Origin of the sequence: Phenylobacterium glaciei (assembly GCF_016772415.1) — a bacterium.
GTDB classification, from domain to species: domain Bacteria; phylum Pseudomonadota; class Alphaproteobacteria; order Caulobacterales; family Caulobacteraceae; genus Phenylobacterium; species Phenylobacterium glaciei.
Map to the genome: position 1 here is coordinate 2,567,602 of NZ_JAGSGD010000001.1, position 26,102 is coordinate 2,593,703.

Below are 26,102 nucleotides of genomic sequence, written 5' to 3' on the forward strand. Positions count from 1 at the left end.
CCGGAGATTCGGGGAGATTCACGCAGCAACCGTCCCCTTTGCGGAGAAGGTAGCCTGTCAGATGAGCGAGCGAACCCACATCCGTGATCGTTATGGCCGGGCTGGTCCCGGCCACCCATGATCACCGAGGCGCAGCAAGCACCCTGGGCGCCGCCGAGCGACCTATGGCCAGGCGGTGATCATGGGCCCCCGGGACAAGCCCGGGGATGACGATGATTGTATGGATGGACGACCGACCCTGCTCCGCAGGGCCACCTTCTCCCGCAGCGGGAGAAGGAGACGCTCACCCCTACCGAGGCGCGTCGAAGGCCTTGTCGATGGCCCCGGCGACCGCGTCGATGGCCCCCATGCCGTCCACCTGCACCAGCTTCTTCTGGCCCTCGTAATAGGGCAGCAGCGGCGCGGTGTTGTCGTTATAGGCGGCCAGTCGGACCTTGAAGCTTTCCGGGTTGTCGTCCGGTCGGCCGGACTCGGCGAACCGGCCCGCGATGCGCTGCGTAAGCGCCGCGTCGTCCACCTTCAGGCGAATCACCAGGTCGATCTGCTTGCCGCGCTTGGCCAGCATCTCGTCCAGCGCCTTGGCCTGGGCCAGCGTCCGCGGGAAGCCGTCGAAGATCGCGCCGCCAGCGGCCTCGGTCTCGGGCAGCCGTTCCTCGATCAGGGCGATGACGATCTCGTCGGTGACGAGTTCACCGCGCTCCATGACGCCCGCCACCGTCTTGCCGAGCTCGGAACCTGAGGCGATGGCGGCGCGCAGCATGTCGCCGGTGGAAAGCTGGACCATGTTGCGGCCGTCCACCAGGCGTTTGGCCTGGGTGCCCTTGCCGGCGGCCGGCGGTCCGAACAGAATCAAATTCATGACTTAAATGTCCCCTCCCCGCAGGCCATCCCCATGACCTGCGTCAAATTCGGTGGCGCAGACTTTAGCGTCCGCGTCCGCCTCGCAGCTTCGACTTCTTGATGAGGCCCTCATATTGGTGGGCCAGAAGATGCGACTGGATCTGGGTCACAGTGTCCATCGTCACGCTCACCACGATGAGGATCGAGGTGCCGCCCAGATAGAAGGGCGCGTTGTAGAAGGCGATCAGCGCCTCCGGCAGCAGGCAGACGAGGGTGATATAGGCCGCGCCGACGACGGTCAGGCGGGTCAGGACAAAGTCCAGATACTCCGCCGTGCGCTTGCCGGGCCGGATGCCGGGCAGGAAGCCGCCGTACTTGCGCAGGTTCTCGGCGGTGTCCTCCGGATTGAAGACGACCGAGGTGTAGAAGAAGCAGAAGAAGACGATCAGGACGCCGTACAGCACCATGAAGGCCGGACGGCCGTGCTGGAGCTGGCCCACGACGGTGGGCATCCATTGCAGGTAGCTGGGCAGGTCGGCATTGGCCAGGAAGCTCATGGCCGTGGCCGGCAGCAGCAGCAGGGACGAGGCGAAGATCGGCGGGATCACGCCGGCGGTGTTGATCTTCAGCGGCAGGAACGAGGTGTCGCCGCCAAACATGCGGTTGCCCTGCTGACGCTTGGGATACTGCACCAGGAGCCGGCGCTGGGACCGCTCCATGAAGACGATGACCAGCACCACGGCGATGGCGAGCGCGGTGATCAGGAACAGGGCCGCGGCGGGCAAGGCGCCGGTGCGGGTCATGGAGAACATCTGGAAGATGCCGCGCGGCAGCACCGCGACGATACCGGCGAAGATGATCAGCGAGACGCCGTTGCCCACCCCGCGGCTGGTGATCTGCTCACCCAGCCACATCAGGAACAGCGTGCCGCCGGTGAGCGTCACGACCGTCGAGAGCAGGAAGAAGACGCCCGGATTGTTCACCAGGCCCTGGCTGTTCTGCAGCCCGATCGCGATCCCGAAGGACTGGAGAAGGGCGAGAACGACCGTCAGGTAGCGGGTGTACTGGTTGAGGGTCTTGCGGCCCGCCTCCCCGCCTTCCTTGCGCAGCTTTTCCCAAGGCGGATAGACCGTCCCCAGCAGCTGCACGATGATCGAGGCCGAGATGTAGGGGCCGACGTTCAGGGCGAAGATCGCCATCCGCTGCACGGCGCCGCCCGAGAACATGTTGAACATGCCCAGGATGCCCTGCGACTGCCCCTCGAAGGCGTTGGCGAAGGCGGCGATGTCGATGCCGGGGATCGGGATGTAGGTCCCGAGCCGGTAGACCACCATCGCCATGATGGTGAAGGTGATACGCTTGTGAAGCTCGGTCGCCTTCGCGAAGGCGCCGAAGTTCATATTGGCGGCGAGCTGTTCGGCGGCCGAAGCCATAGGGTACCCCGAAGCTTTAAGACCGGTCGTACATAGGGCGTCCGACCGGCGGTGTCATCTGGCGTGGCCGACCCCTCCCCTGCTTGGGGAGGGACGGACCCAGAGCGTGACAGCCTGAAGTGGATGCCGGTTCAGGCGCCCGTCACGCTCTCACACCAAATCGAGCCCTTTGTATCCCCTCAGGCAAGCTGAGGGGAAAGGGCTCGCGAGCTTTAGGCTTCGGCCGATTCGGCGGCGGCCGGGGCCGTCGTCGTGATCTTGCCGCCGGCCTTTTCGACCGCGGCCTTGGCCGCGGCGGACGCCGAATGGACGGTGATGTCGAGCTTGGAGGTCAGGGCGCCCTTGCCCAGCAGGCGGACGCCGTCGAGTTCACGGCGCACGATGCCCGAGGCGATCAGCACGGCCGCGTCGATGGGCTTGCCGGCGTCGAGCTTGCCGGCGGCGATCGCCTGCTCGAGACGCCAGAAGTTCACTTCGGCGAACTTGAGCGCGTTGGGATTGTTGAACCCGCGCTTGGGCATGCGCATGTGCAGCGGCATCTGGCCGCCTTCGAAGCCGGCGATGGCGACACCGGAACGGGCCTTTTGACCCTTCACGCCGCGGCCGCCGGTCTTGCCCTTGCCGGAACCTTCACCGCGGCCAACGCGCATGCGGTTCTTGGTGGAGCCTTCGCGCGGCTTCAGTTCATTGAGCTTAGTCATTTGACGCCTCTCCTTGGAGATCAATCGCCAGGCTCACGCCTGACTCGGCTGATTTTGAATATCAGAAGGGCGGCGCAAGCGCCGCCCTTCGAAGTCTTGTGCAGACCGTCTTAGGCCTTGGTCTCGACCACTTCAAGCATGTGGGCGACCTTGGCGATCATCCCGCGCACCGACGGCGTGTCTTCCAGGGTGGAGACACGGCCCATCTTGTTGAGGCCCAGGCCCACTAGGGTGGCGCGCTGGTCCTTGGTGCGGCGGAGCGGGCTGCCGGTCTGACGAACAGTGACAGTAGCCATGGTTCTTATTCTCCGTCGCCGGCGGCGCTGGCGCCGTCGGCGCGGCGGCCGATCACGTCAGCGACCTTCTTGCCGCGCTTGGCGGCGACCTGGCGGGGCGAAGACTGAGCCTTCAGCGCCTCGAAGGTCGCGCGCACCATGTTGTAGGGGTTGGACGAGCCGACCGACTTGCCGACCACGTCCTGGACGCCCAGGGTTTCGAGGACGGCGCGCATCGGACCGCCGGCGATGACGCCGGTGCCCGGAGGGGCCGAGCGGACCATGACCTTGCCAGCGCCCCAACGGCCATTGCCGTCGTGGTGCAGGGTGCGGCTCTCGCGGAGCGGCACGCGGATCATCGTCTTCTTGGCTTCTTCGGTCGCCTTGCGGATCGCTTCCGGCACTTCACGGGCCTTACCGTGACCGAAGCCGACGCGGCCCTTCTGGTCGCCGACGATCATCAGGGCGGCGAACGAGAAACGACGTCCACCCTTCACGGTCGCGGCGACGCGGTTGATGTGCACCAGCTTCTCGACGATGTCGGAATCGGCGCGTTCTTCAGCGGGGTTGCCGCGGTTGCGGTCGCGACGGTTACCGTCGCCGCCGCCTTGTGAGTTTCCACGAGCCATCTGCGTACCCCTAGAAGTTCAGGCCGGCTTCGCGCGCGGCGTCGGCGAGGGCCTTGACCCGGCCGTGGTAAATGTAGCCGCCGCGATCGAAGACGACGTCCTTGACGCCCTTTTCAATGGCGCGCTGGGCGACCAGGGCGCCGACGCGGGCGGCGGCGTCCTTGTCCGAGCCCTTGGCCGTCTTGTCTTCGCCTTCCAGCGAGGACGCGGCGGCCAGAGTCACGCCGCGAGCATCATCGATGATCTGGGCGTAGATTTGCTTGGACGAACGAAAGACCGACAGGCGCGGACGGCCGTTGGCCAGCGAACGCAGGCGGATGCGCGTGCGCTCGGCGCGGCGCTTGGCGGTGTCACGAGGAGTAAGAGCCATGACCTACTTCTTCTTGCCTTCCTTGCGACGGACCACTTCGCCCGCATAGCGGACGCCCTTGCCCTTGTAGGGCTCGGGGGGCCGAAGCCCACGGATCTGCGAGGCGATCTCGCCAACGACCTGCTTGTCGATGCCGCTGATCTTGATTTCGGTTTGCTTGGGCACCACGAAGGTGATCCCGGCCGGCGGCGGCACATCCACGTCATGGCTGAAGCCGAGCTGCATCGAAAGGGCGTCGCCCTTCATCGCGGCGCGGTAACCAACGCCCACCAGTTCGAGAGTCTTCTCGAAGCCGGTGGTGACACCTTCGACCATGTTGCCAACCAGAGTGCGCGAGAGGCCCCACATGGCTTGCGCCCTGGTGCTCTCGACGGCCTTGGTCAGGAGCAGCTCAGCGCCCTCCTGCTTGACCACGATCTCTTCCGGCAGGGTCCAGGAGAGTTGGCCCTTGGGCCCCTTCACCTCAACCGTCTGACCGGAGATGGTGACCGTCACCCCAGAGGGGACGGCGACCGCCTTCTTTCCGATACGGGACATTCTAGTAGACCCTGCAGAGGACTTCGCCGCCCACGTTCGCGTCACGCGCGGCCGTGTCGGACATGACGCCCTTGGGCGTCGACAGGATCGAGATCCCAAGACCGTTCTTCACGGGCTTCAGATCCGAGATCGACGAATAGACGCGACGGCCAGGCTTCGAAACGCGGCGGATTTCCACGATGACCGGCTGGCCGTCGAAGTACTTCAGCTCGATTTCGAATTCCGGGAAGGCGCCGGGCGCCTGAACCAGGTGGTAGCCGCGGATGTAGCCTTCGTCGGCCAGCACATCGAGGACGCGCGCGCGCATCTTCGAGGCCGGGACCATGACTTTCGAACGGCCGCGGGTCGCGGCGTTCTTGATGCGGGCGATCATATCGCCAACGGGGTCGTTCACCATGAGACCCTCCTCACCAGCTCGACTTCACGAGGCCAGGAATCTGGCCATTCGATCCCAGATCGCGCAGGGCGATCCGGCTCATACGCAGCTTGCGGTAATAGGCCCGCGGACGCCCCGTGATCTCGCACCGGTTACGGATGCGGGTCTTGGACGAGTTACGCGGCAGCTCGGCAAGCTTGAGGCGAGCTTCGAAGCGTTCTTCGAGGGGCAGGCTCTCATTGTTGGCGACCGCCTTGAGCGCGTCGCGCTTGCCGGCGAATTGCTTCACCAGCTTCTTGACCATCTCGTTACGGTTTACGGCGCTTTTCTTAGCCATCTGTTCTTTCCTTCCCGCCGGTTACGCTTGAACGAACGGGAATTGGAATTCCTTGAGAAGCGCGCGCGCTTCGTCGTCGGTCTTCGCTGTCGTGGCGACGATGATGTCCATGCCCCACATTTGGTCGATCTGGTCGTAGTTGATCTCCGGGAACACGATGTGTTCCTTCAGACCCATGGCGTAGTTGCCACGACCGTCGAACGAGGTCGGCTTCAGGCCCCGGAAGTCCTTCACCCGCGGCAGAGCGATGGTGATCAGACGGTCCAGGAACTCGTACATGCGGTCCGCACGAAGGGTGACCTTCGCGCCGACAACCATGCCTTCGCGCAGCTTGAAGCCGGCGATGGAGTTACGGGCCTTGGTCGGCAGCGGCTTCTGGCCGGCGATCGCCGCCAGGTCCGCGATGGCCGAGTTGACCTTCTTGGAGTCGGCCACGGCCTCGCCGATACCCATGTTCAGGACGATCTTGTCCAGCTTGGGGATCTGCATCTCGTTGGTATAGCCGAACTGTTCCTTCATCGCGGCGCGGATGCGCTGGCGATAATCGGACTTCAGCCGCGGCTCATAAGCTTGCTCAGCCATTGATCACCTCACCGGTCGTCTTGGCGACGCGGACCTTCTTGTCGCCATCGACACGGAAACCGACGCGGGTCGGCTTGCCCTTGGAGTCCACGATGGCGACGTTCGAGACGTGCAGCGCGGCTTCCTTGCTCTTGATACCGCCCTGGGGATCGGCCTGGGTCGGACGGGTGTGACGCTGAACCAGGTTCAGGCCTTCCACGACGACGCGCTCTTCCTTGGGCATGACCTTCAGGACGGCGCCTTGGCGGCCCTTGTCCTTGCCGGCGAGGATCACGACGCGATCCCCCTTCTTGATCTTCGCGGCCATTACAGCACCTCAGGCGCGAGGGAGATGATCTTCATGTGGTTCTTGGCGCGCAGTTCACGGGGAACCGGGCCGAAGATCCGCGTGCCGATCGGCTCGCTTTGCTTGTTCACGATCACGGCGGCGTTCTTGTCGAACCGGATCACCGAGCCGTCCTTGCGCTTGATGGCCGAGGACGTGCGCACGACGATGGCTTGAAGGACGTCGCCCTTCTTCACCCGGCCGCGCGGAATGGCTTCCTTGACGGAGACGACGATCTTGTCGCCCACGCCGGCGTAACGACGGCCAGCGCCGCCGAGCACCTTGATGCACATCACACGACGCGCGCCGGAATTGTCGGCGACTTCGAGGTTAGTCTGCATCTGGATCATGGGATCAGACTTTCCTTACGAGCCCTGGACAGCGGCGGCCTTAGGCAGCGCTTCCCAGGTCTTGGTTTTCGATTTCGGCGCGCATTCGATGATGCGGACGATTTCGCCGGCCTTGTAGACGTTGGCCTCGTCATGGGCGTGGTACTTCTTGGACCGACGGACGGTCTTCTTCAGCACCGGATGCAGGAAGGTCCGTTCGACCTTCACCACGAGCGTCTTGTCACCCTTGTCGGAGACGACGACGCCTTCGAGAATTCGCTTGGGCATGTGTCGTTCTCCTTAAGCCGCAGCCTGCTTGGCGCGCAGGATGGTCTTGATCCGCGCGATGTCCTTGCGGACTTCGTTCGAGCGGTGGGTCTTCTCGACCTGACCCGTGGCGGCCTGGAAGCGCAGATTAAACTGCTCCTTCTTCAGGTTCAGCAGGGACTCAGCGAGCTGGTCGGGCGTCATGCCCCGGACGTCATCAATCTTCATCACGCGGCCTCCGCCACGGGGATTTCGATGCGCGTGACGATGCGGGTCTTCACGGGAAGCTTGGCCGCGCCGAGGCGCAGGGCTTCACGGGCCACATCGTCGGGCACGCCGTCGATTTCAAACATGATCCGGCCCGGCGCGACGCGCGCGGCCCAGTATTCAACGGCGCCCTTACCCTTACCCATCCGAACTTCGGCGGGCTTGTCGGTGACGGGAACGTCCGGGAAGATCCGGATCCAGACCCGGCCCTGACGCTTCATCTGACGGGTGATCGCGCGGCGGGCCGCTTCGATCTGACGGGCGGTGATCCGCTCGGGCTCAATGGTCTTCAGACCGTAGGAGCCGAAGTTCAGCGTGAAGCCGCCCTTCGAGTTCCCGTGGATCTTGCCCTTGAACTGCTTGCGGTACTTGGTTTTCTTCGGTGACAGCATAGCTCTTAATCCTACGCTCCGGCCTGGTCGCGACGGTCACGGCGCGGGCCACGGTCCGGACGGTCGCCCGAACGGTCACGTCCGCCACCTTCGCCGGCCGGGCCGGATTCAGTGGCCAGGCGCTTGTCCAGGGCCATCGGGTCGTGATCAAGGACTTCACCTTTGAAGACCCAGACCTTCACGCCGATGATGCCGTAGGTGGTCTTGGCTTCGGTGACGCCGTAGTCGATGTCCGCGCGCAGGGTGTGACGCGGCACGCGGCCTTCGTGATAGCTTTCCGTCCGCGCGATTTCCGCGCCGCCGAGGCGGCCGGCCACTTCAACGCGCATCCCCTTGGCGCCCAAACGCAGCGCGCTTTGCAGCGAACGCTTCATGGCGCGGCGGAAGGCGATCCGGCGTTCCAGCTGCTGGGCGATGTTCTCGGCCACCAGTTGCGCGTCGGTTTCGGGCTTGCGGATCTCAACGATGTTCAGGTGAACCTCGCCGTCGGTGATCGTGTTGACGTCCTTGCGGAGCTTGTCGATGTCCGCACCCTTCTTGCCGATGATCACGCCAGGGCGCGCGGCATAGATGGTGATGCGGCACTTCTTGTGGGGACGCTCGATGATGATGCGCGAGACGCCGGCCTGATAGAGACGCTTCTTCAGCATCTTACGGACCTTGATGTCTTCGTGCAGCAGCTTGCCGTATTCCGGACCGTCGGCGAACCAACGGCTGTCCCAGGTACGGTTGATGCCGAGGCGAAGCCCGACCGGATTTACTTTCTGACCCATCAGGCAGCCTCACCCAGTTCGCGGACCACGATGGTGATCTCGCTGAACGGCTTCTCAATGCGCGACGCACGACCGCGAGCGCGGGCGGCGAAACGCTTCATGACCAGGTTCTTGCCCACGAAGGCCTCGGCGACGATCAAGGAGTCGATGTCGAGGTTGTGGTTGTTCTCGGCGTTCGAGATGGCCGAGGCGAGCGCCTTGCGGACATCCTGAGCGATGCGCTTGGGGCTGAACTCGAGTTCGTTCAGGGCCCGCTGCACCTTAAGGCCGCGGATCGACTGAGCGACCAGGTTCAGCTTCTGGGCCGAGGTGCGCAGGGTGCGGACCTTGGCCATCGCTTCGATGCCTTCGAGGCGGCGGGGTTTCGCTTGCTTGGACATGCTACTTCCTCTTCGCCTTCTTATCGGCGGCGTGGCCGGGGAAGTACCGGGTAGGCGCGAACTCACCGAGCTTCATGCCAACCATGTCTTCGCTGATCAGCACGGGAACGTGCTTCTGGCCGTTGTGCACGCCGAACGTCAGACCGACGAACTGCGGCATGATGGTGGAGCGGCGCGACCAGGTCTTGATCACGTCCTTGCGGCCCGAACCCTGAGCGGTTTCGGCCTTCTTGATCAGGTATCCGTCGACAAACGGACCTTTCCAGACGGAACGGGTCATGGATTAACGAGCCTTCCGAGCGTGGCGCGAACGGATGATGTACTTATCCGTCGTCTTGTTGGTGCGGGTCTTCGAGCCCTTGGTCGGCTTACCCCACGGGGTGACCGGGTGACGACCGCCCGAGGTGCGGCCTTCGCCGCCGCCGTGGGGGTGATCGACCGGGTTCATGACGACGCCGCGGACGTGCGGGCGGAAGCCCATGTGACGCGTGCGGCCGGCCTTACCCAGGACCTGGTTCATATGGTCCTGGTTGGACACCGCGCCGACCGTGGCCATGCAGGTGTCCTGGACCATCCGAAGCTCGCCCGAACCCAGACGGATCTGGGCGTAGCCGGCGTCGCGGCCGACCAGCTGGGCGTAGGCGCCGGCGGACCGGGCGACCTGGCCGCCCTTGAGGGGCTTCAGCTCGATGTTGTGGATGATCGTGCCGATCGGCATGCCGCGAAGGGGCATGGCGTTGCCCGGCTTCACGTCGGCCTTTTCAGCGGCGATCACCTGATCGCCGACCTTGAGGCGCTGCGGAGCCAGGATATAGGCGAGCTCGCCGTCTTCGTACTTGATCAGCGCGATCCAGGCGGTGCGGTTGGGGTCGTATTCCAGGCGCTCGACGGTCGCGGGCATGTCCCACTTCCGGCGCTTGAAATCGACCATCCGGTACAGGCGCTTGGCGCCGCCGCCACGGAAGCGGACCGCGATCCGGCCACCGCCGCCACGACCGCCGGACTTGGTCAAACCCTGAACCAGGGACTTGACCGGCCCGCCCTTATGGAGCTCGGAACGGTCGACCAGCACCAGGCTACGACGGCCCGGCGAAGTCGGATTGTAATGCTTCAGAGCCATCTGCTTAGAGCCCCGTGGTGATGTCGATGGACTGGCCTTCGGCCAGGGTCACGACAGCTTTCTTGACGTCCGAGCGACGGCCCGGACGGCCCCGGAAGCGCTTGGTCTTGCCCTTGACCACCAAGGTGTTGACCTTGGTGACCGTGACTTTGAACAGCGCTTCGACGGCGGCGGCGATTTCGTCCTTGGTCGTGTCCATGGCCACGCGGAAGACAACTTTGTTCTGCTCGGAGAGCAGGGTGGCCTTTTCGGTGATCACGGGCGACAGGATCGCGTCGTAGTGGCGGGCGACGGGATTAGCCATCACGCGGCCTCCTTCTCGGCGAAGCGAGCGTTGATCGCATCCACCGCATCCTTGGTCAGGACCAGCGTATGGCGACGCAGCACGTCGTAGACATTCAGACCGGCGTTCGGCAGCACATCCACGTTGGGAATGTTGCGGGCGGCCAGGGCGAAGTTGTTGTCCACTTCGGCGCCGGCGATGATCAGCGCGTTCTTCAGGCCCATGGTGTCGAACTGGGCGCGAAGCGCGGCGGTCTTCGGATCGGTCAGCACCGCGGCGTCCAGGACGACCAGCGAGCCGGTCTTCACCTTGGACGACAGCGCGTGGCGCAGGGCCAGGGCGCGGAACTTCTTGGGCAGGTCGAAGGCGTGGCTGCGGACCACGGGACCGTGGGCCTTGGCGCCGCCGACGAACTGAGCGGCACGGCGCGAGCCGTGACGAGCGCCGCCGGAGCCCTTCTGCTTGTACATCTTCTTGCCCGTACGAGAGACCTCGTTGCGGACCTGGATCTTGTGGGTGCCGGCGCGGCGCTTGGCGAGCTGCCAAGTGACCATGCGCTGGAGGATGTCCCCACGGATCTCGTCGATGCCGAACACCGCGTCGGACAGTTCGATCGAACCGCCCTTGGCGCCGTCAAGTTTGATGACGTCGAGTTTCATTATTCTGCGCCCTCGGCTGCGGGGGCTTCGGCCGGAGCCTCGTCCACCGGCGCCGCGTCAGCGGCGGGAGCGACCTGGCCAGCCTTGCGGAAGCCGCCGGGAACCGGGGCTTCGGCCGGACGGGCCGACTTGATGGCGTCGCGGATCTTTACGTAGGTGCCCTCGGTGCCGGGGACCGCGCCCTTGATCAGGATCAGGCCGCGTTCGACGTCGATGCGCCAGACCGAGACGTTCAGGGTAGTGACGGTTTCCTGACCAAGGTGGCCAGCCATCTTCTTGCCCTTGAAGGTCTTGCCCGGGTCCTGACGTTGACCGGTGGAGCCGTGGGCCCGGTGAGACACCGACACCCCGTGGGTGGCGCGCATGCCGCCGAAGTTCCAGCGCTTCATGGCGCCCTGGAAGCCCTTACCGACCGTCTTGGCCGTCACGTCGACCTTTTGGCCGGGGACGAAGTGGTCGGCGGTGAACTCCGCGCCCACGTCGATGAGGTTGTCCTCGGTGACGCGGAACTCGGCCAGTTCATGCTTGGGCTCGACTTCACCCTTGGCGAAGTGACCACGCATGGCCTTGGAGGTGTTCTTGGCCTTCTTGGCGCCGGCTCCGAGCTGGAGGGCGACATAGCCGTCTTTATCCTGGGTCCGATGAGCGGTGACCTGGCAGCCTTCGAGGCTGAGGACGGTCACCGGCACATGGGTTCCCGCTTCATCGAAGAAGCGCGCCATGCCCAGTTTCTTGGCGATCACGCCGGTACGCATCGACCGATCCCCTCTAGAGCTTGATCTCGACGTCCACGCCGGCGGACAGGTCGAGCTTCATGAGCGCGTCCACGGTCTGCGGGGTGGGGTCGACGATATCGAGCACGCGCTTATGCGTGCGGATTTCGAACTGCTCGCGCGACTTCTTGTCGATGTGCGGCGAACGGTTGACGGTGAATTTTTCGATGTGCGTCGGCAGGGGGATAGGCCCCCGCACGGTCGCGCCGGTGCGCTTAGCCGTATTTACGATCTCGCGCGTGGAATGATCCAGCACGCGGTGATCGAAGGCCTTGAGCCGGATGCGGATGTTCTGACGATCCATATCGCTCTTCAATTTCCCCTACAGACGACGTCCGTCCGCGTGACTTTGACCATTTCAAAGACCAACCCAAACGCCCCTCAAGAGAGACGCTCGTACGCGTAAGTCCGCTAAAAACGACATAGGCCCGCGCGAAAGAGTTCCGCGAGGGCCCCGCCCAGCTCCCTGATTTCTCAGACCACTGGGTCGTTCCGCGAACCGCGTCTGCGCTTCAAATCACTTCGAAGCGCACAGCCGATCCAACAGGAGGCGCGTCTATACGTGTGCGACTCGGCCTCGTCAAGGCCAGCAACCGCCCCGGTTCAGGAAGTTTTGGAGACCCGCTCAGTAGCAGGCCAGGCCCGCGCAGAACTTCTTGCCCTTGGGTCGGCCCCACCGGACATCGCCGTCCCCGTCATAGGCGACCTTGGCCTGTCCGGCCACCAGGCGGATCGTGATCAGGCCCGATCCCTTCATCTGGGCGCTGAGCGTTCCCACCGTCCCGCGGTCGTCGATGCGGCCCTTGCCCTTCATCACCAGGGTGGCGGTGGAGGCCACCCCCTCCTCCACCACGATGGTCCCGTCCCCGTCCACCGTGGCGGTCAGTTTGCCGTCCACGTGGCTGGCGATCACCTGGCCCGGCCCCGCCTGGGTCACCGTCAGGGATTCGGAGAGCGGCCCCAGCCGCCAGGTCCCGCAGCCGGAGGCCGAGAGTTTCAAGCCCCTACCCGCCCCGACCTGGCCATAGATGGCGCCTTTGGACACGATCTCGGCGTCCAGGGGCACGCGCACCGTCAGGATAGGAAGATCCCTGAGAGGGATGGTCTGGCCCCAGCGGCTGAGCCCCGTGGCGTTGCACGAATAGCCGAACAGCCGGGGAAGATTCTGCTCCAGCCAGGAGCTGGCGCCGGTGACCCGGGCGCTGTCGCCGGCCATAGGATGGATGGCCAGGCGAGAATCGGCCACCAGGGCCATATCCTGCCGCGCCTCCGGGATGACAATGACCCTCGCCGCAGGTGCGTCGAGGGTCAGGACCGGCCGTGCGGCGGCCAGGGTCGGCGAGGAAAGGGCGATGGCGAGACTGAGCAGGAACTTCATGGCCCGATCTGGCCACAGAAGTTTACATCTGTAAATCCCAACATCCCCGGAACAACGTCATGTGGCGCCCGAACTAGCCGACGCTGACATTGCCCGAGCCGACGATGGCCTTGGAAATCTCGCCGGTAACGGATTTTACGTGCACATCGCCCGAGCCGGCGATCTTGGCCTTCAGGCTGCCGGCTACGCCGCCGAAATCGACATTGCCAGAACCGGCGACAGAGGCGTTCACCTCGCTGGCCTTGCCGCCCTTGATGCTGACGTCGCCGGAGCCGGCGATCTTTACCGTCAGCGGGCCGGAGATCGAGGCGACGCTCACGTCGCCCGAGCCGGCCACGGAGATCTCCAGGCCGCCGTTCACGCCTTGCGTCTGCACGTCGCCGGAGCCGGCCACCCGCAGCACCGCCTCGCCCGAGGCGCCGGCGTTGGTGTCGCCCGAGCCCGCGACGTTGATGCTCATCTTTCCAGCCACATTGCCGACCGTCCAATCGCCGCAGCCGGCGTTGGAGAGCTCCAGGCTGGCGGTCTTGCCCACCGAGCCGAACACCGCCCCACCCGCCTCGACCTTGGCGTCCTTCGGCGTGCGGATCACCACCTGGGGCATGTCCTCATAGGCCACGTCGCCCACGCCGCTGACATAGACCCGGGCCTTGTCGCCCTCGCTGTGGCAGCTCTTGATCTTCCGATCGAGATTGCCGTCGATGATGGTCTTGCCGGCCAGGCTGCGGACCTGCAGCGGCAGGCTGGGATTGGTGGTCAGAAACTCCACCTTGATGTCCTGGCGGTTCTCGGGGATCACCACCACCCGGGCCACGGCGTCCTTCACCTCGACGGTGGCGGCGTTGGCGGCGCCGGCGATCAGGGCCAGGGCGGACACGGCGGTCAGAACGGTCAGAAGACGCATGGCGATCTCTTCCTCTTGTTGAGCAATCTTGGGGGGAACCTAGACGCCACCGCCCGTGGGATCAGCTTAATTCGAGGTCATGACAGGCTGGTCATCTGGCCCCCGCCTCGAAGGCCGCCACCAACCGCTCGTGGCGCCATTGCTCGCGGGCCTTGTCGCTGGCGGCGATCAGGTCGGCGCAGGCGCCGGGCTTGGGCTCGGCCTTGCCGACCTGGCCGGCGCAGGCCTTGGCCGGACGGCGATAGGCTCCGGGGTCATCCCACAGCCCCTCCCCCGCCAGGAACGAAAAGGCGATGGCGTTGCGGGCCGAAGCCTTCAGGTCGGCGTAGGTCGCGCCTTCGTCGGCGGCGCGCGCATATTCATGGGAGAGGTCGATGCGCAGGATGCCCGCATCGTCGGTGGACAGGCTGACCGGCACGCCGCGCTGGCGCAGCCAGGCATAGGGGTGGGCCTTGCCCGACACCCCCAGGATGGCGTCGTTGGAGGAGAGGTTCACCTCCACCAGGATCCCCTTGGCGGCCATCTCGGCGGCCAGGCCCTCGGCGCCGGTCTCCAGCGGCAGGTCGACCCCGTGGCCGATGCGCCGGGCGCCGGCCACCCGCACCGCCTGCGCGATGTGGTCTCGCAGCGCCTCGGGCGCCGCATAGGCCATGGAGAGTTCGCCTGCGTGCAGGGCGGCCTTGGCGGTGCGGCCGTGGTCGGTGAGGTAGGCCACCATCTTCATGTGCAGACTGTAGTTGGCGATCGACAGCGGATGGTCCTCGGGCGCCACCATCTGCAGGCCAACCCAGCGCTTGTCGGCGGCGATCAGGGCGACCCCCATCTGCAGCTGGGCGAAGGTCTGCTCTGGCGGCGTGACCCGGCTGGTCTGCACCAGGTAGCGGACCGTCACCTGACAGCCCGGCAGGGCCTCTGGCGTGCCGCACTTCATCAGGGCCCGCGCCCGCGCCTCCATGGCGTCGGTCTCGGCGATGGCCGCCGCAACCAGGGCGTCGAGCCCCGCGGCGGTGTTGGCGGCCTTCTGGGCGGCCAGGTCCCCGCCCTTCCAGCCGACCTGGGCGCCCTTGACCCGGCTGGCCACGCCCTGCGGCGTCACCATGGCTTCCAGGTAGAAGGTGTTCTGGCGCGCCAGGCTGTCGACCACATTGGCCAGCATGTCGCCGTCACGCTTCGCGCCGGCCGCGCCAAACCGCCCGAAGGCGCTGAAGAACTGGTCGTGCCCCGAGCGGTCCAGGAAATCGGCGTGGCGCACGGAGAAGCTGTCGATCATCGCCGCGCGCAGCACCTCGTCGGTCTTGATCCCAGCGGCAGGCTTCAGGTCCTCGCCTGGCTGGCAGGGCGGTGTCACCGAGAGCGTCTTCACATTGACGCACAGCCCGTCCTCGACAGCCCAGGCCAGCAGCGTCTCGGCGAAGATCGCGCCCGAGATGTGGTTGTGCAGCTCGCCGCCCTTGGGCATGGCGCGGGCGAAGGCGGTCAGCTGGCCGCCGGTCATCTTCGCCACGTCGGGCGCGGCTTCAGCGCCGCCAGCCGCAAGGACGAAGGCGAGCCCCGCCGCGGCCCAGAATCTCCGGATCATTGGCCTCTCTCCTTTGCCGCAAGCGGCCCGAGCCGGTGCGGTGAGTCAAGGGCGGCCCGCCGCCACGCTCCACCTTGGACTTTTCGGGAGGTCATAGCCGCCCTAGGGTGGCGGCAAGGACGGTTCGCCATCGGAGGGCAGAATGAAAATCGGGGCATGGATCGCAGGCTCAGCCGCCGGAATGGGCGCCGCGGCCTTAGGGATCGCGGCGCTGGGTGGCGCCCAGGCGCAAGGGTACAACGCCCCGCCGCCGGGGACCTACTGGCAGAGCTGCCAGAAGGTCCGGGTGGTCGGGACCGGGCAACAGGTCCTGCTCGCGGAGTGCCGTGACCGCAGCGGCCGTTGGAACAACACCAGCCTCGAGTTCGAGGACTGCCGCAGCGAGATCACCAACCAGGACGGCAACCTGACCTGCCTCAAGGGTGGCCGCAATGGCGGCTGGCAGGGCGGCGGCTACGGGAACGGCGGCGGCTACGGCAACGGCGGCGGCTATCAAGGCGGCGGCTACAACGGCGGCGGCTATGGCAATGGCGGCTACCAGGGTGGTGGCTACAACGGTGGCGGAGGCTACAACGGTGGCGGCGGCTACGGGAACAATGGCGGCGGTTACGGCAATTACGGCGGCGGCTACGAACGCCCCAAGCCCACCGGCGGCGTCATCACCCTGTTTGACGGGATCGGGTTCGCCGGAGCCGGCTTCCGGGCCACCAGCGAGATCACCAACCTGCCCAAGCAGTACAACGACCGCGCGCTCAGCCTGAAGATCGAGCGGGGCGACTGGGAGGTCTGCACCGACAAGAACTTCGGCGGCCGCTGCCAGACCTTCAACAGGAGCGTCTCAGACCTCAACCAGGTCGGCATGGCCTTCGCCATCACCTCCATGCGGCAGGTGCGATAAGAGCCATAAGAGAAGGGCCGCCCGGGTTTCCCCGGACGGCCCTGATCTTTGGGTCGAAGTCTCCCGGCTCGGCCTTCGGGCTTACGCCCTTCGTTGGCCGGGATGACGGGTCTTAGATGACCTACTCGACGATCTTGGCCACGACGCCGGCGCCGACGGTGCGGCCGCCTTCGCGGATGGCGAAGCGCAGGCCCTGGTCCATGGCGATCGGGGTGATCAGCTCCACGTCCAGCTCAGCGTTGTCGCCCGGCATGATCATTTCCACGCCTTCCTTCAGCTTGATGATCCCGGTCACGTCGGTGGTCCGGAAGTAGAACTGAGGACGGTAGTTGGTGAAGAACGGAGTGTGACGGCCGCCCTCTTCCTTGGTCAGGATATAGGCCTCGGCCACGAACTTGGTGTGCGGGGTGATCGAGCCCGGCTTGCAGAGAACCTGGCCGCGCTCGACGTCTTCACGCTTGGTGCCGCGCAGCAGCACGCCCACGTTGTCGCCGGCTTGACCTTGGTCCAGCAGCTTGCGGAACATTTCCACGCCCGTGCAGATGGTCTTCTGGACGGGACGGATGCCGACGATCTCGACTTCCTCGCCAACCTTCACGATGCCCTTTTCGATCCGGCCGGTCACAACCGTGCCGCGGCCCGAGATCGAGAAGACGTCTTCCACCGGCATCAGGAACGGCAGATCCACCGGACGCTCCGGCTGCGGGATGTATTCGTCCACCGTCTTCATCAGCGCCAGGATCGACTCTTCACCGATCTTCGGATCGCCGCCGTCGATGGCCACCTTGGCCGAGCCCATGGTGATCGGAATGTCGTCGCCCGGGAACTGATACGACGACAGGAGCTCGCGCACCTCCATCTCCACCAGTTCCAGCAGCTCGGAGTCGTCCACCAGGTCGACCTTGTTCATATAGACCACCAGGGCCGGCACGCCGACCTGACGGGCCAGCAGGATGTGCTCGCGGGTCTGCGGCATCGGACCATCAGCGGCCGAAACCACCAGGATCGCGCCGTCCATCTGCGCCGCGCCGGTGATCATGTTCTTCACATAGTCAGCGTGGCCAGGGCAGTCGACGTGGGCGTAGTGACGGTTGACCGTCTCATATTCCACGTGCGCGGTGTTGATCGTGATCCCACGCGCCTTCTCTTCCGGAGCCGCGTCAATATCGGCGTAGTTCATCGCCTTCGCGCCACCGGCCTTGGCCAGCGTAATCGTGATCGCAGCCGTCAGCGTCGTCTTGCCATGGTCAACGTGACCAATCGTGCCGATGTTGCAGTGCGGCTTATTGCGTTCGAACTTTTCTTTAGCCATTTCAAGCTCCAGCCCTATCCGGGCTCGTCCTCTAAACTAGGGTTGGGGTTAGGCGTACTTCTTGATCACTTCGTCGGCGACGGCTTGCGGCACCGTTTCGTAGTGGTCGTAGGTCATGGAGAAGTTGGCGCGTCCTTGGGAGAACGAGCGCAGCGTATTGATGTAACCGAACATGTTGGCCAGCGGCACGAAGGCGGTGACCACCTGGGCGTTCCCGCGGGTTTCCGTGCCCTGGATCTGGCCACGGCGGCTGTTCAGGTCGCCGATGACGTCGCCCATATATTCGTCGGGCGTCACCACTTCGACCTTCATCACCGGCTCGAGCAGCTTGGGCGAACCCTTCTCGCGCAGTTCGCGGAAGGCGGCGCGGGCGGCGATTTCGAAGGCCAGGACTGAGGAGTCAACGTCGTGGTAGTTGCCGTCATACAGCGTGGCCTTGAAGTCGATCAGCGGGAAGCCGGCCAGCAGGCCGTTTTCCTTGGAGGTTTCGATCCCCTTCTGAACACCGGGAATGAATTCCTTCGGGATCGAGCCGCCAGCGATGCTGCTTTCGAAGATGAAACCCGAACCCGGCTCGCCCGGCTCGAAGATGATCTTCACCCGGGCGAACTGGCCCGTACCGCCGGTCTGCTTCTTGTGGGTGTAGTCGATGTCGGCCTTGCGGCCGAGGCTCTCGCGATAGGCCACCTGCGGCGCGCCGATGTTGGCCTCCACCTTGTAGGTGCGCTTCAGGATGTCGACCTTGATGTCGAGGTGCAGCTCGCCCATGCCCTTCATGACCGTCTGGCCCGACTCCTGGTCGGTGAAGACGGTGAAGGACGGATCTTCTGCGACCATCTTGGCCAGGGCGACGCCCAGCTTTTCCTGGTCAGCCTTGGACTTCGGCTCGATGGCGATCTCGATGACCGGCGCGGGGAAGTCCATCTTTTCCAGGATGACCGGCGACTTCAGGGGATCGCACAGGGTGTCCCCAGTGCGGGTGTCCTTGAGGCCGGCCAGGGCGACGATGTCGCCGGCGAAGGCTTCCTTGATGTCTTCGCGGTTGTTGGAGTGCATCAGCAGCATACGGCCGACGCGTTCCTTCTTGTCGCGCGAGGAGTTCAGCAGGCCCATGCCGGTTTCGAGCTTGCCCGAATAGATGCGGCAGAAGGTCAGCGAGCCCACGAAGGGGTCGTCCATGATCTTGAAGGCCAGGACCGACAGCGGCTCATCATCGGAGGCGCGACGAACCACCGGCTCTTCGGTCTTGAAGTCGATGCCCGGGGTCGGGGGGATGTCCACCGGCGAGGGCAGATAGTCGACCACGGCGTCGAGCAGGGGCTGGACGCCCTTGTTCTTGAAGGCCGAGCCGGCGAGGATCGGGTAGAAGGCGCCGGTCAGAACGGCCTTGCGCAGGCACTTCTTGATGACGTCGATGGAGGGCTCTTCGCCGCCGAGATAGGCTTCCATCGCCTCGTCATCGAGTTCGACGGCGTTCTCGATCAGGTAGTGGCGGGCTTCGTCAGCCTTCGCCTGCATGTCGGCCGGAATTTCTTCGTCGCGATAGGTCGCGCCCAAGCCGTCATTGTCCCAGACCACGGCCTTCATGCGGACCAGGTCGACGATGCCCCGCAGCGAGGCTTCCGAACCGATCGGCAGCTGGATCGGGACCGCCTTCACGCCGAGGCGATCGCGGATGGTCTTCAGGCACATTTCGAAGTCGGCGCCGATCTTGTCCATCTTGTTGACGAACACGATGCGCGGAACGTTGTAGCGGTCGGCTTGGCGCCAGACGGTCTCCGTCTGGGGCTCCACGCCCTGGTTGCCGTCCAGCACCGCGACGGCGCCGTCGAGCACGCGCAGCGAGCGTTCGACTTCAATGGTGAAGTCCACGTGGCCGGGGGTGTCGATGATGTTCAGGCGGTGACCGTTCCAGATGGCGGTCGTCGCGGCCGACGTGATCGTAATGCCGCGTTCCTGCTCCTGCTCCATCCAGTCCATGGTGGCGGCGCCATCGTGGACTTCACCGATCTTGTGGCTCTTGCCGGTGTAATAGAGAATCCGCTCCGTCGTCGTCGTCTTGCCCGCATCGATGTGGGCCATGATTCCGAAGTTGCGGTAGTCGGCGATATTGTGGGCGCGGGCCATAGCGGAAGCTCTGCTGGAATAAGCGTTCGGGATAGGCTGAACGAACGGCGCGGGCGGTTTAACTCAAACCGCCCGCGCCGAAAAGGGATGGTTCGTGCTGTCTTACCAGCGGTAGTGCGAGAAGGCCCGGTTGGCTTCGGCCATCTTGTGGGTGTCTTCGCGCTTCTTGACGGCGGAACCCCGGTTCGAGGAAGCGTCCAGCAGTTCGCCGGCCAGCTTCTCGGTCATGGTGTTCTCACCGCGCTTGCGGGCGGCGGTCACCAGCCAACGGATGGCGAGAGCCTTCCGACGCTCGGGACGCACTTCGACAGGCACCTGATAGGTGGCGCCGCCGACCCGGCGGGAGCGGACTTCGATGCCAGGCGCCACGTTTTCCAACGCGGAGTGGAAGGTTTCCAGGGGACCCTGGTCCTTGCGCTTGGCTTCGAGGATGTCGAAGGCGCCGTAGAGGATATTCTCGGCGACGGCTTTTTTGCCTTCGTACATCACGTAGTTCATGAATTTGGTGACCGTCAGGTCTCCGAACTTCGGGTCCGGCAGAACTTGACGTTTCTCGGCGCGACGGCGGCGGGACATTCTTCTTATTCCTTACTTAGGACGCTTGGCGCCGTAGAGCGAACGACGCTGCTTGCGGTCCTTGACCCCTTGGGTGTCGAGCACGCCGCGCAGGATGTGGTAACGGACGCCCGGAAGGTCCTTCACGCGGCCGCCGCGGATGAGCACGACGGAGTGCTCCTGCAGATTGTGGCCTTCGCCCGGGATGTAGCACACCGCTTCGATGCCGGTGGTCAGACGCACCTTGGCGACCTTACGAAGCGCGGAGTTCGGCTTCTTCGGGGTCGTCGTGTAGACGCGGGTGCAAACGCCGCGGCGCTGAGGGCAGCCCTTTAGGGCGGGCACCTTGTTGCGCACCGGCTTGTTCTGCCGAGGCTTGCGGATGAGCTGATTGACTGTTGGCATCTATTCTCTGCTCTGGAGGCGTGTGCCGTTGGGCCGTGGCGCCTCAGTTGGGGTCCGTATTCAAAGGTTCCGAAACCGGCTCGTTGAACGCAAAAACTCGCCGGCGCGCATTGGTTCGCGTTCCGGCGGGCCTGGCTGTCCGTTTCGGGACTTGCCGTTCAACGGGACGAGGGACGAATCCCCGGCCTCGAAAGGAGCGCGGTTCATACTCGCCAAGCCCCCCGTCGTCAACGTTTGCGAGCGCAAGGGCCGCCACGCCTCACCCTGCCCGCTTTCGGACATGAAACCGCCGCGGACCACGGCCCCCTATGGCCAAGGTTTCAAAGGCGGGACGAGGGATGCGGAAGGCGAGGCGCTGGAGGTCGGGAGGGGTGATCGCGGCCTCGGTCCTGGGCCACCTTGGCGTCCTGGCGATCCTCGCGGCCAACCATGCTCAGCCGCGCCGCTATGAACCCACCCCGGTCTTCGAGGTGACCATCGCCCCGCGCATAGTCACCACCGCCCAGGACGTCACCCGGCCTCGCCAGCTGCTCCGCCCCCGTCCGGCCCGCTCACGGCCAGACGACCTCTCGGTGGCGCCCCTGGTGGTCCCCCAGGCCCTGCCCCCTGCACTGCCGGCGCCAACACCGCCCAGCCTGACGCCGCAGCTCAGCGCCGCCCTGCGCCGGGGCCTGGGCTGCGCGAACATCGCCAGTGTCGGCATGAGCCAGGCTGAGCGCGACGCCTGCCTGGAACGGCTGGGAAACGGCGCGGCTGAGACCGCCTACATCCCGCCGGGCTTCAGCAAGGCCAAGCAGGCTCTGCTGGACGACGCCGCGGCCAGGCGGAAGGTATATCGGGACTATCGCAACGGCCCGATCCCGCCGGGGCTCTCGAACTCAGACGCGGCAGGCGGCCTGACAGGCCTGGGCGACACCGGGCACAAGACCACGGTCCCCTTCTAGCCGCTCCAATAGCAAACGGCCCGGGATCGCTCCCGGGCCGCGCTTACGCACACAGACTGGACTGTTTGCGGATCTAGCCGTCGACCTTCTCGGCCTCGGCGTCGACCGCGATGATTTCCGGCAGCGGCTCCATCGCCTCTTCGCGGCTGGCCGAGAGGGCCTCGTCGCGCTTGGTGGCGATGCGCTGAAGGTTGCGCAGATACGAACCCGTGCCCGCCGGGATCAGGCGGCCCACGATCACGTTTTCCTTCAGACCTTCGAGCGTGTCGGTCTTGCCCTGCACCGAAGCCTCGGTCAGCACGCGGGTCGTTTCCTGGAACGACGCTGCGGAGATGAAGCTGCGGGTCTGCAGGGACGCCTTGGTGATGCCCAGCAGGACCGGCTGGGTGATCGCCGGACGGCCACCGCGGGCTTGCGCCTTGGCGTTCTCCTCGTTGACGTCCGTCATGTCGAGGTGATCGCCCTTGAGCAGGCCGGTGTCGCCGGGCTCGAGGATCTCGCCCTTCTGCAGCATCTGACGAACGATCGTTTCGATGTGCTTGTCGTTAATCGGCACGCCCTGCAGACGGTAGACTTCCTGGATTTCGTCCACGAGGAACTCGGCCAGGGCCTCGATGCCCAGAATGCGCAGGATGTCGTGCGGATCCGGGTTGCCGTCGATCAGGTACTCACCGCGGCGGATCACGTCACCGTCGTGGACGGCGATGTGCTTGCCCTTGGGGATCAGGAACTCGACCGCCTCGCCACCATCTTCCGGGGTGATCTTGATGCGGCGCTTGTTCTTGTAGTCGCGGCCGAATTCGACGCGGCCGTCCATCTCGGCGATGACCGCGCAATCCTTCGGACGGCGGGCTTCGAAGAGTTCGGCGACGCGCGGCAGACCGCCGGTGATGTCCCGGGTCTTGGCGCCTTCGGTCGACATCCGGGCGATCACTTCACCGGGCTTGATGTCATCGCCGTCACCGACGGAGAGAATCGCGCCGACGGGCAGGAGGTAACGGGCCTCACCGCCGTTGGAGATGCGCATATAGGCGCCGTCGGCGTCCAGGACCGCCATGGCCGGACGCAGGTCCGAACCCTTGGTCGAGGTGCGCCAGTCGATGACCACGCGGTTGGAAATGCCGGTGGCTTCATCGGCTTCTTCACGGACGGAGAAGTTCTCCACCAGGTCTTCGAAGCGGATCTTGCCGCCGACCTCGGTGATGATCGGAACCGAGTAGGGGTCCCATTCGGCCAGACGCTGGCCGCGCTTCACCTTTTCGCCGTCGCGGACCTTCAGACGCGCGCCGTACGGCGGCTTGTAGGTTTCACGATCCTTGCCGTCGACCTGCACGCTCATCTGCAGGTTCCGCGACAGACAGATCAACTCGCCATCGGGGGCGATGACGGTGTTGCCGCCGGCCAGCTTCACGGTGCCGGTGTTGGTGCTTTCGTAGAAGGACTGCTCGGCCACCTGGGCGGTGCCGCCGATGTGGAAGGTCCGCATCGTCAGCTGGGTGCCGGGTTCGCCGATGGACTGGGCGGCGATGACGCCGACCGCTTCACCGATGTTCACCGGGGTGCCACGGGCCAGATCGCGGCCGTAGCAGGTCGCGCAGACGCCGTTGCCGGCTTCGCAGGTCAGGACCGAGCGCACCTTCACCGACGGGACGCCGGCGTTGTCGATCAGGTCGCAGATGTTCTCGTCCATATAGGTGTCGGCCGGAACGATGACCTCACCGGTGCCCGGATCCTTGATGTCCTCGGCCGTGGAGCGGCCCAGGATGCGCAGACCCAGCGAGACCAGGACGTCACCGCCCTCGATCACGGCGCGCAGGGTGATGCCCCGCGTGGTGCCGCAGTCTTCCTCGTTGATGATGCAGTCCTGCGCCACGTCCACCAGACGACGGGTCAGGTAGCCGGAGTTGGCGGTCTTCAGGGCGGTATCGGCCAGGCCCTTACGGGCGCCGTGGGTGGAGTTGAAGTACTCCTGGACGGTCAGGCCTTCCTTGAAGTTCGAGATGATCGGCGTTTCGATGATCTCGCCGGACGGCTTGGCCATCAGGCCGCGCATCCCGCCGAGCTGCTTCATCTGGGCCTGCGAACCGCGGGCGCCGGAGTTGGCCATCATGAAGATCGAGTTGATCTCCAGCTCACGGCCGTTCTCGTCCTTCGGCTGGGTCGAGATCTCGGCCATCATCTCGTCGGCGACGCGGTCGGTGGCTTTCGCCCAGGCGTCGACGACCTTGTTGTACTTCTCGCCCTTGGTGATCAGGCCGTCGGCGTATTGCTGCTCGTACTCTTCCACCAGCTTGCGGGTTTGCGAGACGATCGGCTTCTTCCGCTCGGGGATGATGATGTCATCCTTGCCGAAGGAGATGCCGGCCTTGGCCGCTTCCTTGAAGCCCAGACCCATGATCTGGTCGGCGAAGATGACCGTCGCCTTCTGACCGCAGTGGCGGTAGACGATGTCGATCAGATTGCCGATTTCCTTCTTGGTGAGGTTCTTCTCAAGAAGGCGGTGGCCCACCGCGGGGTGGTGCGGGAACAGGGCCGAGATCTTCATCCGGCCAGGCGTCGTATCGATCAGCTTACGCTCCAGCACGCCGTCAGCGTTCATCTCGCTGTGGCGGGCCTTGATCTTGGAGTGCAGCGACACGACGCCGTGGTCGAGCGCGGCTTCGATCTCGCCGAGATCGGCGAAGATCTTGCCTTCGCCCGGCTCGCCTTCACGGGCCAGCGACAAGTAGTAAAGCCCCAGCACGATGTCCTGCGACGGCACGATGATCGGTCGGCCGTTGGCCGGCGACAGGATGTTGTTCGTGCTCATCATCAGCACGCGGGCTTCCAGCTGGGCTTCCAGCGAGAGGGGCACGTGGACGGCCATCTGGTCGCCGTCGAAGTCGGCGTTGAAGGCCGCGCAGACCAGCGGGTGAAGCTGGATGGCCTTGCCCTCGATCAGCTTGGGTTCGAAGGCCTGGATGCCCAGACGGTGAAGGGTGGGGGCGCGGTTCAGAAGAACAGGGTGCTCGCGGATAACCTCGTCCAGGATGTCCCAGACGGCGGGCTGCTCGCGTTCCACCATGCGCTTGGACTGCTTGACGGTGCCCGACAGGCCCTTGGCGTCGAGACGCGCGTAGATGAAGGGCTTGAAGAGTTCGAGCGCCATCTTCTTGGGCAGGCCGCACTCGTGCAGCTTCAGTTCCGGTCCCACGACGATGACCGAACGGCCGGAATAGTCGACGCGCTTGCCGAGCAGGTTTTGACGGAACCGGCCCTGCTTGCCCTTCAGCATGTCGGCGAGCGACTTCAGCGGACGCTTGTTGGCGCCGGTGATGACGCGGCCACGACGGCCGTTGTCGAACAGGGCGTCGACGGCTTCCTGCAGCATCCGCTTTTCGTTGCGGATGATGATGTCGGGCGCGCGCAGTTCGATCAGGCGCTTCAGGCGGTTGTTGCGGTTGATGACCCGACGATAGAGGTCGTTCAGGTCGGAGGTGGCGAAGCGGCCACCGTCCAGCGGCACCAGCGGACGCAGTTCCGGCGGGATCACCGGGACCACCGAGAGGATCATCCACTCCGGCTTGTTGCCGCTTTCGATGAAGCTTTCGATCAGCTTCAGACGCTTGGACGTCTTCTTCAGCTTCATTTCCGAGGTGGTGGTGAGGAGATCCTCACGCAGCCGGTCGGCTTCCTTGGGCAGGTCGATGGCGCGCAGCAGGCCCTGGACGGCTTCGGCGCCGATCTCGGCGGTGAAGCTGTCGTCCCCGAACTCTTCCTGGTAGCGCATGTATTCGTCTTCCGAGAGCAGCTGGTGCTGCTTCAGCGGGGTCAGGCCCGGCTCGGTGACGATGTAATGCTCGAAGTAGAGGACGCGTTCGATGTCCTTGAGGGCCATGTCCAGCATCATCGAGATGCGGCTGGGCAGGGACTTCAGGAACCAGATGTGGGCGACCGGGCTGGCCAGTTCGATGTGGCCCATCCGCTCGCGCCGAACGCGGGCCAGGGTGACCTCAACGCCGCACTTCTCGCAGATGATGCCCTTGTACTTCATGCGCTTGTACTTGCCGCACAGGCACTCGTAGTCCTTGGTGGGCCCGAAGATCCGCGCGCAGAACAGGCCGTCACGTTCCGGCTTGAACGTGCGGTAGTTGATGGTCTCAGGCTTCTTGATCTCGCCGAAGGACCACGAGCGGATCTTCTCAGGCGAAGCCAGGGCGATGCGGATACGGTCGAAGGTCGGAACGGCCTGGACCGGATTGAAGATATTCAGGACTTCCTGGTTCATTTGAATTCCAGTTCGTCAGCAGTTTCAGTGGCGAAGTGGGAGGAGCTGACGGGCCCCTCCCCTCGCATTGACGATGGCGGCTTAA

At 64.9% G+C, this 26,102-nt stretch carries 33 protein-coding genes; 2 read left to right on the forward strand and 31 right to left on the reverse strand.

Annotation, left to right across the window (positions count from 1 at the left end; translation table 11 throughout):
- Positions 1-289: 289 nt before the first annotated feature.
- From JKL49_RS12595 to JKL49_RS12720, 26 genes are all read right to left on the reverse strand, one after another.
- Positions 290-859 carry an adenylate kinase gene (locus JKL49_RS12595; protein ID WP_215340949.1) on the reverse strand — a complete coding sequence of 190 codons (570 nt, stop codon included), beginning with the start codon at positions 857-859 and terminating at the stop codon, positions 290-292.
- A 64-nt stretch (positions 860-923) separates the two neighbouring features.
- On the reverse strand, positions 924-2,273 hold the full coding sequence (gene secY, locus JKL49_RS12600) for a preprotein translocase subunit SecY (RefSeq protein WP_215340950.1): 1,350 nt from the start codon (positions 2,271-2,273) through the stop codon (positions 924-926).
- 212 nt (positions 2,274-2,485) lie between these two features.
- On the reverse strand, positions 2,486-2,974 hold the full coding sequence (gene rplO / locus JKL49_RS12605; RefSeq protein WP_215340951.1) for a 50S ribosomal protein L15: 489 nt from the start codon (positions 2,972-2,974) through the stop codon (positions 2,486-2,488).
- A 110-nt stretch (positions 2,975-3,084) separates the two neighbouring features.
- Positions 3,085-3,270, reverse strand: a complete 186-nt coding sequence (rpmD, locus tag JKL49_RS12610) for a 50S ribosomal protein L30 (protein ID WP_215340952.1) — start codon at positions 3,268-3,270, stop codon at positions 3,085-3,087.
- Between the two features lie 5 nt (positions 3,271-3,275).
- Positions 3,276-3,878, reverse strand: a complete 603-nt coding sequence (gene rpsE / locus JKL49_RS12615; protein WP_215340953.1) for a 30S ribosomal protein S5 — start codon at positions 3,876-3,878, stop codon at positions 3,276-3,278.
- 10 nt (positions 3,879-3,888) lie between these two features.
- Positions 3,889-4,248 (reverse strand): 50S ribosomal protein L18, encoded by a 360-nt coding sequence (gene rplR / locus JKL49_RS12620; RefSeq protein WP_215340954.1) that lies wholly within the window; start codon positions 4,246-4,248, stop codon positions 3,889-3,891.
- Positions 4,249-4,251: 3 nt separating this feature from the next.
- Positions 4,252-4,785 (reverse strand): 50S ribosomal protein L6, encoded by a 534-nt coding sequence (gene rplF / locus JKL49_RS12625; protein WP_215340955.1) that lies wholly within the window; start codon positions 4,783-4,785, stop codon positions 4,252-4,254.
- Position 4,786: 1 nt separating this feature from the next.
- A complete protein-coding gene (gene rpsH / locus JKL49_RS12630) occupies positions 4,787-5,182 on the reverse strand; it encodes a 30S ribosomal protein S8 (RefSeq protein ID WP_215340956.1) in 396 nt (131 codons plus the stop codon).
- 10 nt (positions 5,183-5,192) lie between these two features.
- Entirely contained in the window at positions 5,193-5,498 is a 306-nt protein-coding gene (rpsN, locus tag JKL49_RS12635) for a 30S ribosomal protein S14 (protein WP_215340957.1), read from the reverse strand.
- 21 nt (positions 5,499-5,519) lie between these two features.
- The gene (gene rplE, locus JKL49_RS12640; RefSeq protein WP_215340958.1) at positions 5,520-6,080 is read right to left on the reverse strand and encodes a 50S ribosomal protein L5; all 561 of its coding nucleotides are present in this window, start codon (positions 6,078-6,080) and stop codon (positions 5,520-5,522) included.
- Entirely contained in the window at positions 6,073-6,387 is a 315-nt protein-coding gene (gene rplX, locus JKL49_RS12645; protein ID WP_215340959.1) for a 50S ribosomal protein L24, read from the reverse strand. Before rplX ends, rplE begins: the two co-directional genes overlap by 8 nt.
- Entirely contained in the window at positions 6,387-6,755 is a 369-nt protein-coding gene (gene rplN / locus JKL49_RS12650) for a 50S ribosomal protein L14 (protein WP_056018090.1), read from the reverse strand. Before rplN ends, rplX begins: the two co-directional genes overlap by 1 nt.
- A 15-nt stretch (positions 6,756-6,770) precedes the next feature.
- Entirely contained in the window at positions 6,771-7,022 is a 252-nt protein-coding gene (gene rpsQ, locus JKL49_RS12655) for a 30S ribosomal protein S17 (protein WP_215340960.1), read from the reverse strand.
- Positions 7,023-7,034: 12 nt separating this feature from the next.
- Positions 7,035-7,229, reverse strand: a complete 195-nt coding sequence (gene rpmC, locus JKL49_RS12660) for a 50S ribosomal protein L29 (protein WP_215340961.1) — start codon at positions 7,227-7,229, stop codon at positions 7,035-7,037.
- Positions 7,229-7,660: a 50S ribosomal protein L16 gene (gene rplP / locus JKL49_RS12665; protein ID WP_215340962.1), complete on the reverse strand. Its 432-nt coding sequence runs from the start codon at positions 7,658-7,660 to the stop codon at positions 7,229-7,231. Before rplP ends, rpmC begins: the two co-directional genes overlap by 1 nt.
- An 11-nt stretch (positions 7,661-7,671) precedes the next feature.
- Positions 7,672-8,433 carry a 30S ribosomal protein S3 gene (gene rpsC, locus JKL49_RS12670; protein WP_215340963.1) on the reverse strand — a complete coding sequence of 254 codons (762 nt, stop codon included), beginning with the start codon at positions 8,431-8,433 and terminating at the stop codon, positions 7,672-7,674.
- Positions 8,433-8,813 carry a 50S ribosomal protein L22 gene (gene rplV, locus JKL49_RS12675; protein ID WP_215340964.1) on the reverse strand — a complete coding sequence of 127 codons (381 nt, stop codon included), beginning with the start codon at positions 8,811-8,813 and terminating at the stop codon, positions 8,433-8,435. Before rplV ends, rpsC begins: the two co-directional genes overlap by 1 nt.
- Position 8,814: 1 nt before the next feature.
- A complete protein-coding gene (gene rpsS / locus JKL49_RS12680; protein ID WP_215340965.1) occupies positions 8,815-9,093 on the reverse strand; it encodes a 30S ribosomal protein S19 in 279 nt (92 codons plus the stop codon).
- Between the two features lie 3 nt (positions 9,094-9,096).
- On the reverse strand, positions 9,097-9,933 hold the full coding sequence (rplB, locus tag JKL49_RS12685; RefSeq protein WP_215340966.1) for a 50S ribosomal protein L2: 837 nt from the start codon (positions 9,931-9,933) through the stop codon (positions 9,097-9,099).
- Between the two features lie 4 nt (positions 9,934-9,937).
- Positions 9,938-10,237: a 50S ribosomal protein L23 gene (locus JKL49_RS12690; RefSeq protein WP_215340967.1), complete on the reverse strand. Its 300-nt coding sequence runs from the start codon at positions 10,235-10,237 to the stop codon at positions 9,938-9,940.
- Positions 10,237-10,875: a 50S ribosomal protein L4 gene (gene rplD / locus JKL49_RS12695; RefSeq protein WP_215340968.1), complete on the reverse strand. Its 639-nt coding sequence runs from the start codon at positions 10,873-10,875 to the stop codon at positions 10,237-10,239. Before rplD ends, JKL49_RS12690 begins: the two co-directional genes overlap by 1 nt.
- Positions 10,875-11,630 carry a 50S ribosomal protein L3 gene (rplC, locus tag JKL49_RS12700; protein WP_215340969.1) on the reverse strand — a complete coding sequence of 252 codons (756 nt, stop codon included), beginning with the start codon at positions 11,628-11,630 and terminating at the stop codon, positions 10,875-10,877. The genes rplD and rplC overlap by 1 nt, the downstream gene beginning before the upstream one ends.
- A 13-nt stretch (positions 11,631-11,643) precedes the next feature.
- A complete protein-coding gene (gene rpsJ / locus JKL49_RS12705) occupies positions 11,644-11,952 on the reverse strand; it encodes a 30S ribosomal protein S10 (protein WP_056730043.1) in 309 nt (102 codons plus the stop codon).
- A gap of 321 nt (positions 11,953-12,273) precedes the next feature.
- Positions 12,274-13,026: a head GIN domain-containing protein gene (locus tag JKL49_RS12710; RefSeq protein WP_215340970.1), complete on the reverse strand. Its 753-nt coding sequence runs from the start codon at positions 13,024-13,026 to the stop codon at positions 12,274-12,276.
- Positions 13,027-13,099: 73 nt separating this feature from the next.
- Positions 13,100-13,930: a GIN domain-containing protein gene (locus tag JKL49_RS12715; RefSeq protein ID WP_215340971.1), complete on the reverse strand. Its 831-nt coding sequence runs from the start codon at positions 13,928-13,930 to the stop codon at positions 13,100-13,102.
- A 91-nt stretch (positions 13,931-14,021) separates the two neighbouring features.
- Positions 14,022-15,509: an adenosine deaminase family protein gene (locus JKL49_RS12720; RefSeq protein ID WP_215340972.1), complete on the reverse strand. Its 1,488-nt coding sequence runs from the start codon at positions 15,507-15,509 to the stop codon at positions 14,022-14,024.
- 142 nt (positions 15,510-15,651) lie between these two features.
- On the opposite strand from JKL49_RS12720, the gene JKL49_RS12725 reads away from it, so the two are divergent.
- Complete coding sequence (locus JKL49_RS12725) at positions 15,652-16,407, forward strand: beta/gamma crystallin-related protein (RefSeq protein WP_215340973.1); 756 nt, start codon at positions 15,652-15,654, stop codon at positions 16,405-16,407.
- Between the two features lie 121 nt (positions 16,408-16,528).
- Here the strand turns inward: JKL49_RS12725 and tuf are convergent, their stop codons facing one another.
- The 4 genes from tuf to rpsL all read right to left on the reverse strand — a co-directional run bounded on the left by tuf (position 16,529) and on the right by rpsL (position 20,806).
- Entirely contained in the window at positions 16,529-17,719 is a 1,191-nt protein-coding gene (gene tuf, locus JKL49_RS12730; RefSeq protein WP_215340974.1) for an elongation factor Tu, read from the reverse strand.
- 48 nt (positions 17,720-17,767) lie between these two features.
- The gene (gene fusA / locus JKL49_RS12735) at positions 17,768-19,846 is read right to left on the reverse strand and encodes an elongation factor G (protein WP_215340975.1); all 2,079 of its coding nucleotides are present in this window, start codon (positions 19,844-19,846) and stop codon (positions 17,768-17,770) included.
- Positions 19,847-19,948: 102 nt separating this feature from the next.
- Positions 19,949-20,422, reverse strand: a complete 474-nt coding sequence (gene rpsG / locus JKL49_RS12740; protein ID WP_215340976.1) for a 30S ribosomal protein S7 — start codon at positions 20,420-20,422, stop codon at positions 19,949-19,951.
- 12 nt (positions 20,423-20,434) lie between these two features.
- Entirely contained in the window at positions 20,435-20,806 is a 372-nt protein-coding gene (rpsL, locus tag JKL49_RS12745) for a 30S ribosomal protein S12 (RefSeq protein WP_111278705.1), read from the reverse strand.
- Positions 20,807-21,177: 371 nt separating this feature from the next.
- Between rpsL and JKL49_RS12750 the strand changes: the two genes are divergently transcribed.
- Positions 21,178-21,750 (forward strand): hypothetical protein, encoded by a 573-nt coding sequence (locus tag JKL49_RS12750; RefSeq protein WP_215340977.1) that lies wholly within the window; start codon positions 21,178-21,180, stop codon positions 21,748-21,750.
- A gap of 73 nt (positions 21,751-21,823) precedes the next feature.
- On the opposite strand, the gene rpoC is transcribed toward JKL49_RS12750, so the two are convergent.
- The gene (gene rpoC, locus JKL49_RS12755; RefSeq protein ID WP_215340978.1) at positions 21,824-26,017 is read right to left on the reverse strand and encodes a DNA-directed RNA polymerase subunit beta'; all 4,194 of its coding nucleotides are present in this window, start codon (positions 26,015-26,017) and stop codon (positions 21,824-21,826) included.
- Positions 26,018-26,102 lie beyond the last annotated feature (85 nt).

Bases quoted from the DNA above. Each gene is read 5' to 3' on its own strand.
- JKL49_RS12595 (WP_215340949.1), bottom strand. From the start codon at position 859: ATGAATTTGATTCTGTTCGGACCGCCGGCCGCCGGCAAGGGCACCCAG.
- secY (WP_215340950.1), bottom strand. From the start codon at position 2,273: ATGGCTTCGGCCGCCGAACAGCTCGCCGCCAATATGAACTTCGGCGCC.
- rplO (WP_215340951.1), bottom strand. From the start codon at position 2,974: ATGACTAAGCTCAATGAACTGAAGCCGCGCGAAGGCTCCACCAAGAAC.
- rpmD (WP_215340952.1), bottom strand. From the start codon at position 3,270: ATGGCTACTGTCACTGTTCGTCAGACCGGCAGCCCGCTCCGCCGCACC.
- rpsE (WP_215340953.1), bottom strand. From the start codon at position 3,878: ATGGCTCGTGGAAACTCACAAGGCGGCGGCGACGGTAACCGTCGCGAC.
- rplR (WP_215340954.1), bottom strand. From the start codon at position 4,248: ATGGCTCTTACTCCTCGTGACACCGCCAAGCGCCGCGCCGAGCGCACG.
- rplF (WP_215340955.1), bottom strand. From the start codon at position 4,785: ATGTCCCGTATCGGAAAGAAGGCGGTCGCCGTCCCCTCTGGGGTGACG.
- rpsH (WP_215340956.1), bottom strand. From the start codon at position 5,182: ATGGTGAACGACCCCGTTGGCGATATGATCGCCCGCATCAAGAACGCC.
- rpsN (WP_215340957.1), bottom strand. From the start codon at position 5,498: ATGGCTAAGAAAAGCGCCGTAAACCGTAACGAGATGGTCAAGAAGCTG.
- rplE (WP_215340958.1), bottom strand. From the start codon at position 6,080: ATGGCTGAGCAAGCTTATGAGCCGCGGCTGAAGTCCGATTATCGCCAG.
- rplX (WP_215340959.1), bottom strand. From the start codon at position 6,387: ATGGCCGCGAAGATCAAGAAGGGGGATCGCGTCGTGATCCTCGCCGGC.
- rplN (WP_056018090.1), bottom strand. From the start codon at position 6,755: ATGATCCAGATGCAGACTAACCTCGAAGTCGCCGACAATTCCGGCGCG.
- rpsQ (WP_215340960.1), bottom strand. From the start codon at position 7,022: ATGCCCAAGCGAATTCTCGAAGGCGTCGTCGTCTCCGACAAGGGTGAC.
- rpmC (WP_215340961.1), bottom strand. From the start codon at position 7,229: ATGAAGATTGATGACGTCCGGGGCATGACGCCCGACCAGCTCGCTGAG.
- rplP (WP_215340962.1), bottom strand. From the start codon at position 7,660: ATGCTGTCACCGAAGAAAACCAAGTACCGCAAGCAGTTCAAGGGCAAG.
- rpsC (WP_215340963.1), bottom strand. From the start codon at position 8,433: ATGGGTCAGAAAGTAAATCCGGTCGGGCTTCGCCTCGGCATCAACCGT.
- rplV (WP_215340964.1), bottom strand. From the start codon at position 8,813: ATGTCCAAGCAAGCGAAACCCCGCCGCCTCGAAGGCATCGAAGCGATG.
- rpsS (WP_215340965.1), bottom strand. From the start codon at position 9,093: ATGACCCGTTCCGTCTGGAAAGGTCCGTTTGTCGACGGATACCTGATC.
- rplB (WP_215340966.1), bottom strand. From the start codon at position 9,933: ATGGCTCTGAAGCATTACAATCCGACTTCGCCGGGCCGTCGTAGCCTG.
- JKL49_RS12690 (WP_215340967.1), bottom strand. From the start codon at position 10,237: ATGGCTAATCCCGTCGCCCGCCACTACGACGCGATCCTGTCGCCCGTG.
- rplD (WP_215340968.1), bottom strand. From the start codon at position 10,875: ATGAAACTCGACGTCATCAAACTTGACGGCGCCAAGGGCGGTTCGATC.
- rplC (WP_215340969.1), bottom strand. From the start codon at position 11,630: ATGCGTACCGGCGTGATCGCCAAGAAACTGGGCATGGCGCGCTTCTTC.
- rpsJ (WP_056730043.1), bottom strand. From the start codon at position 11,952: ATGGATCGTCAGAACATCCGCATCCGGCTCAAGGCCTTCGATCACCGC.
- JKL49_RS12710 (WP_215340970.1), bottom strand. From the start codon at position 13,026: ATGAAGTTCCTGCTCAGTCTCGCCATCGCCCTTTCCTCGCCGACCCTG.
- JKL49_RS12715 (WP_215340971.1), bottom strand. From the start codon at position 13,930: ATGCGTCTTCTGACCGTTCTGACCGCCGTGTCCGCCCTGGCCCTGATC.
- JKL49_RS12720 (WP_215340972.1), bottom strand. From the start codon at position 15,509: ATGATCCGGAGATTCTGGGCCGCGGCGGGGCTCGCCTTCGTCCTTGCG.
- JKL49_RS12725 (WP_215340973.1), top strand. From the start codon at position 15,652: ATGAAAATCGGGGCATGGATCGCAGGCTCAGCCGCCGGAATGGGCGCC.
- tuf (WP_215340974.1), bottom strand. From the start codon at position 17,719: ATGGCTAAAGAAAAGTTCGAACGCAATAAGCCGCACTGCAACATCGGC.
- fusA (WP_215340975.1), bottom strand. From the start codon at position 19,846: ATGGCCCGCGCCCACAATATCGCCGACTACCGCAACTTCGGAATCATG.
- rpsG (WP_215340976.1), bottom strand. From the start codon at position 20,422: ATGTCCCGCCGCCGTCGCGCCGAGAAACGTCAAGTTCTGCCGGACCCG.
- rpsL (WP_111278705.1), bottom strand. From the start codon at position 20,806: ATGCCAACAGTCAATCAGCTCATCCGCAAGCCTCGGCAGAACAAGCCG.
- rpoC (WP_215340978.1), bottom strand. From the start codon at position 26,017: ATGAACCAGGAAGTCCTGAATATCTTCAATCCGGTCCAGGCCGTTCCG.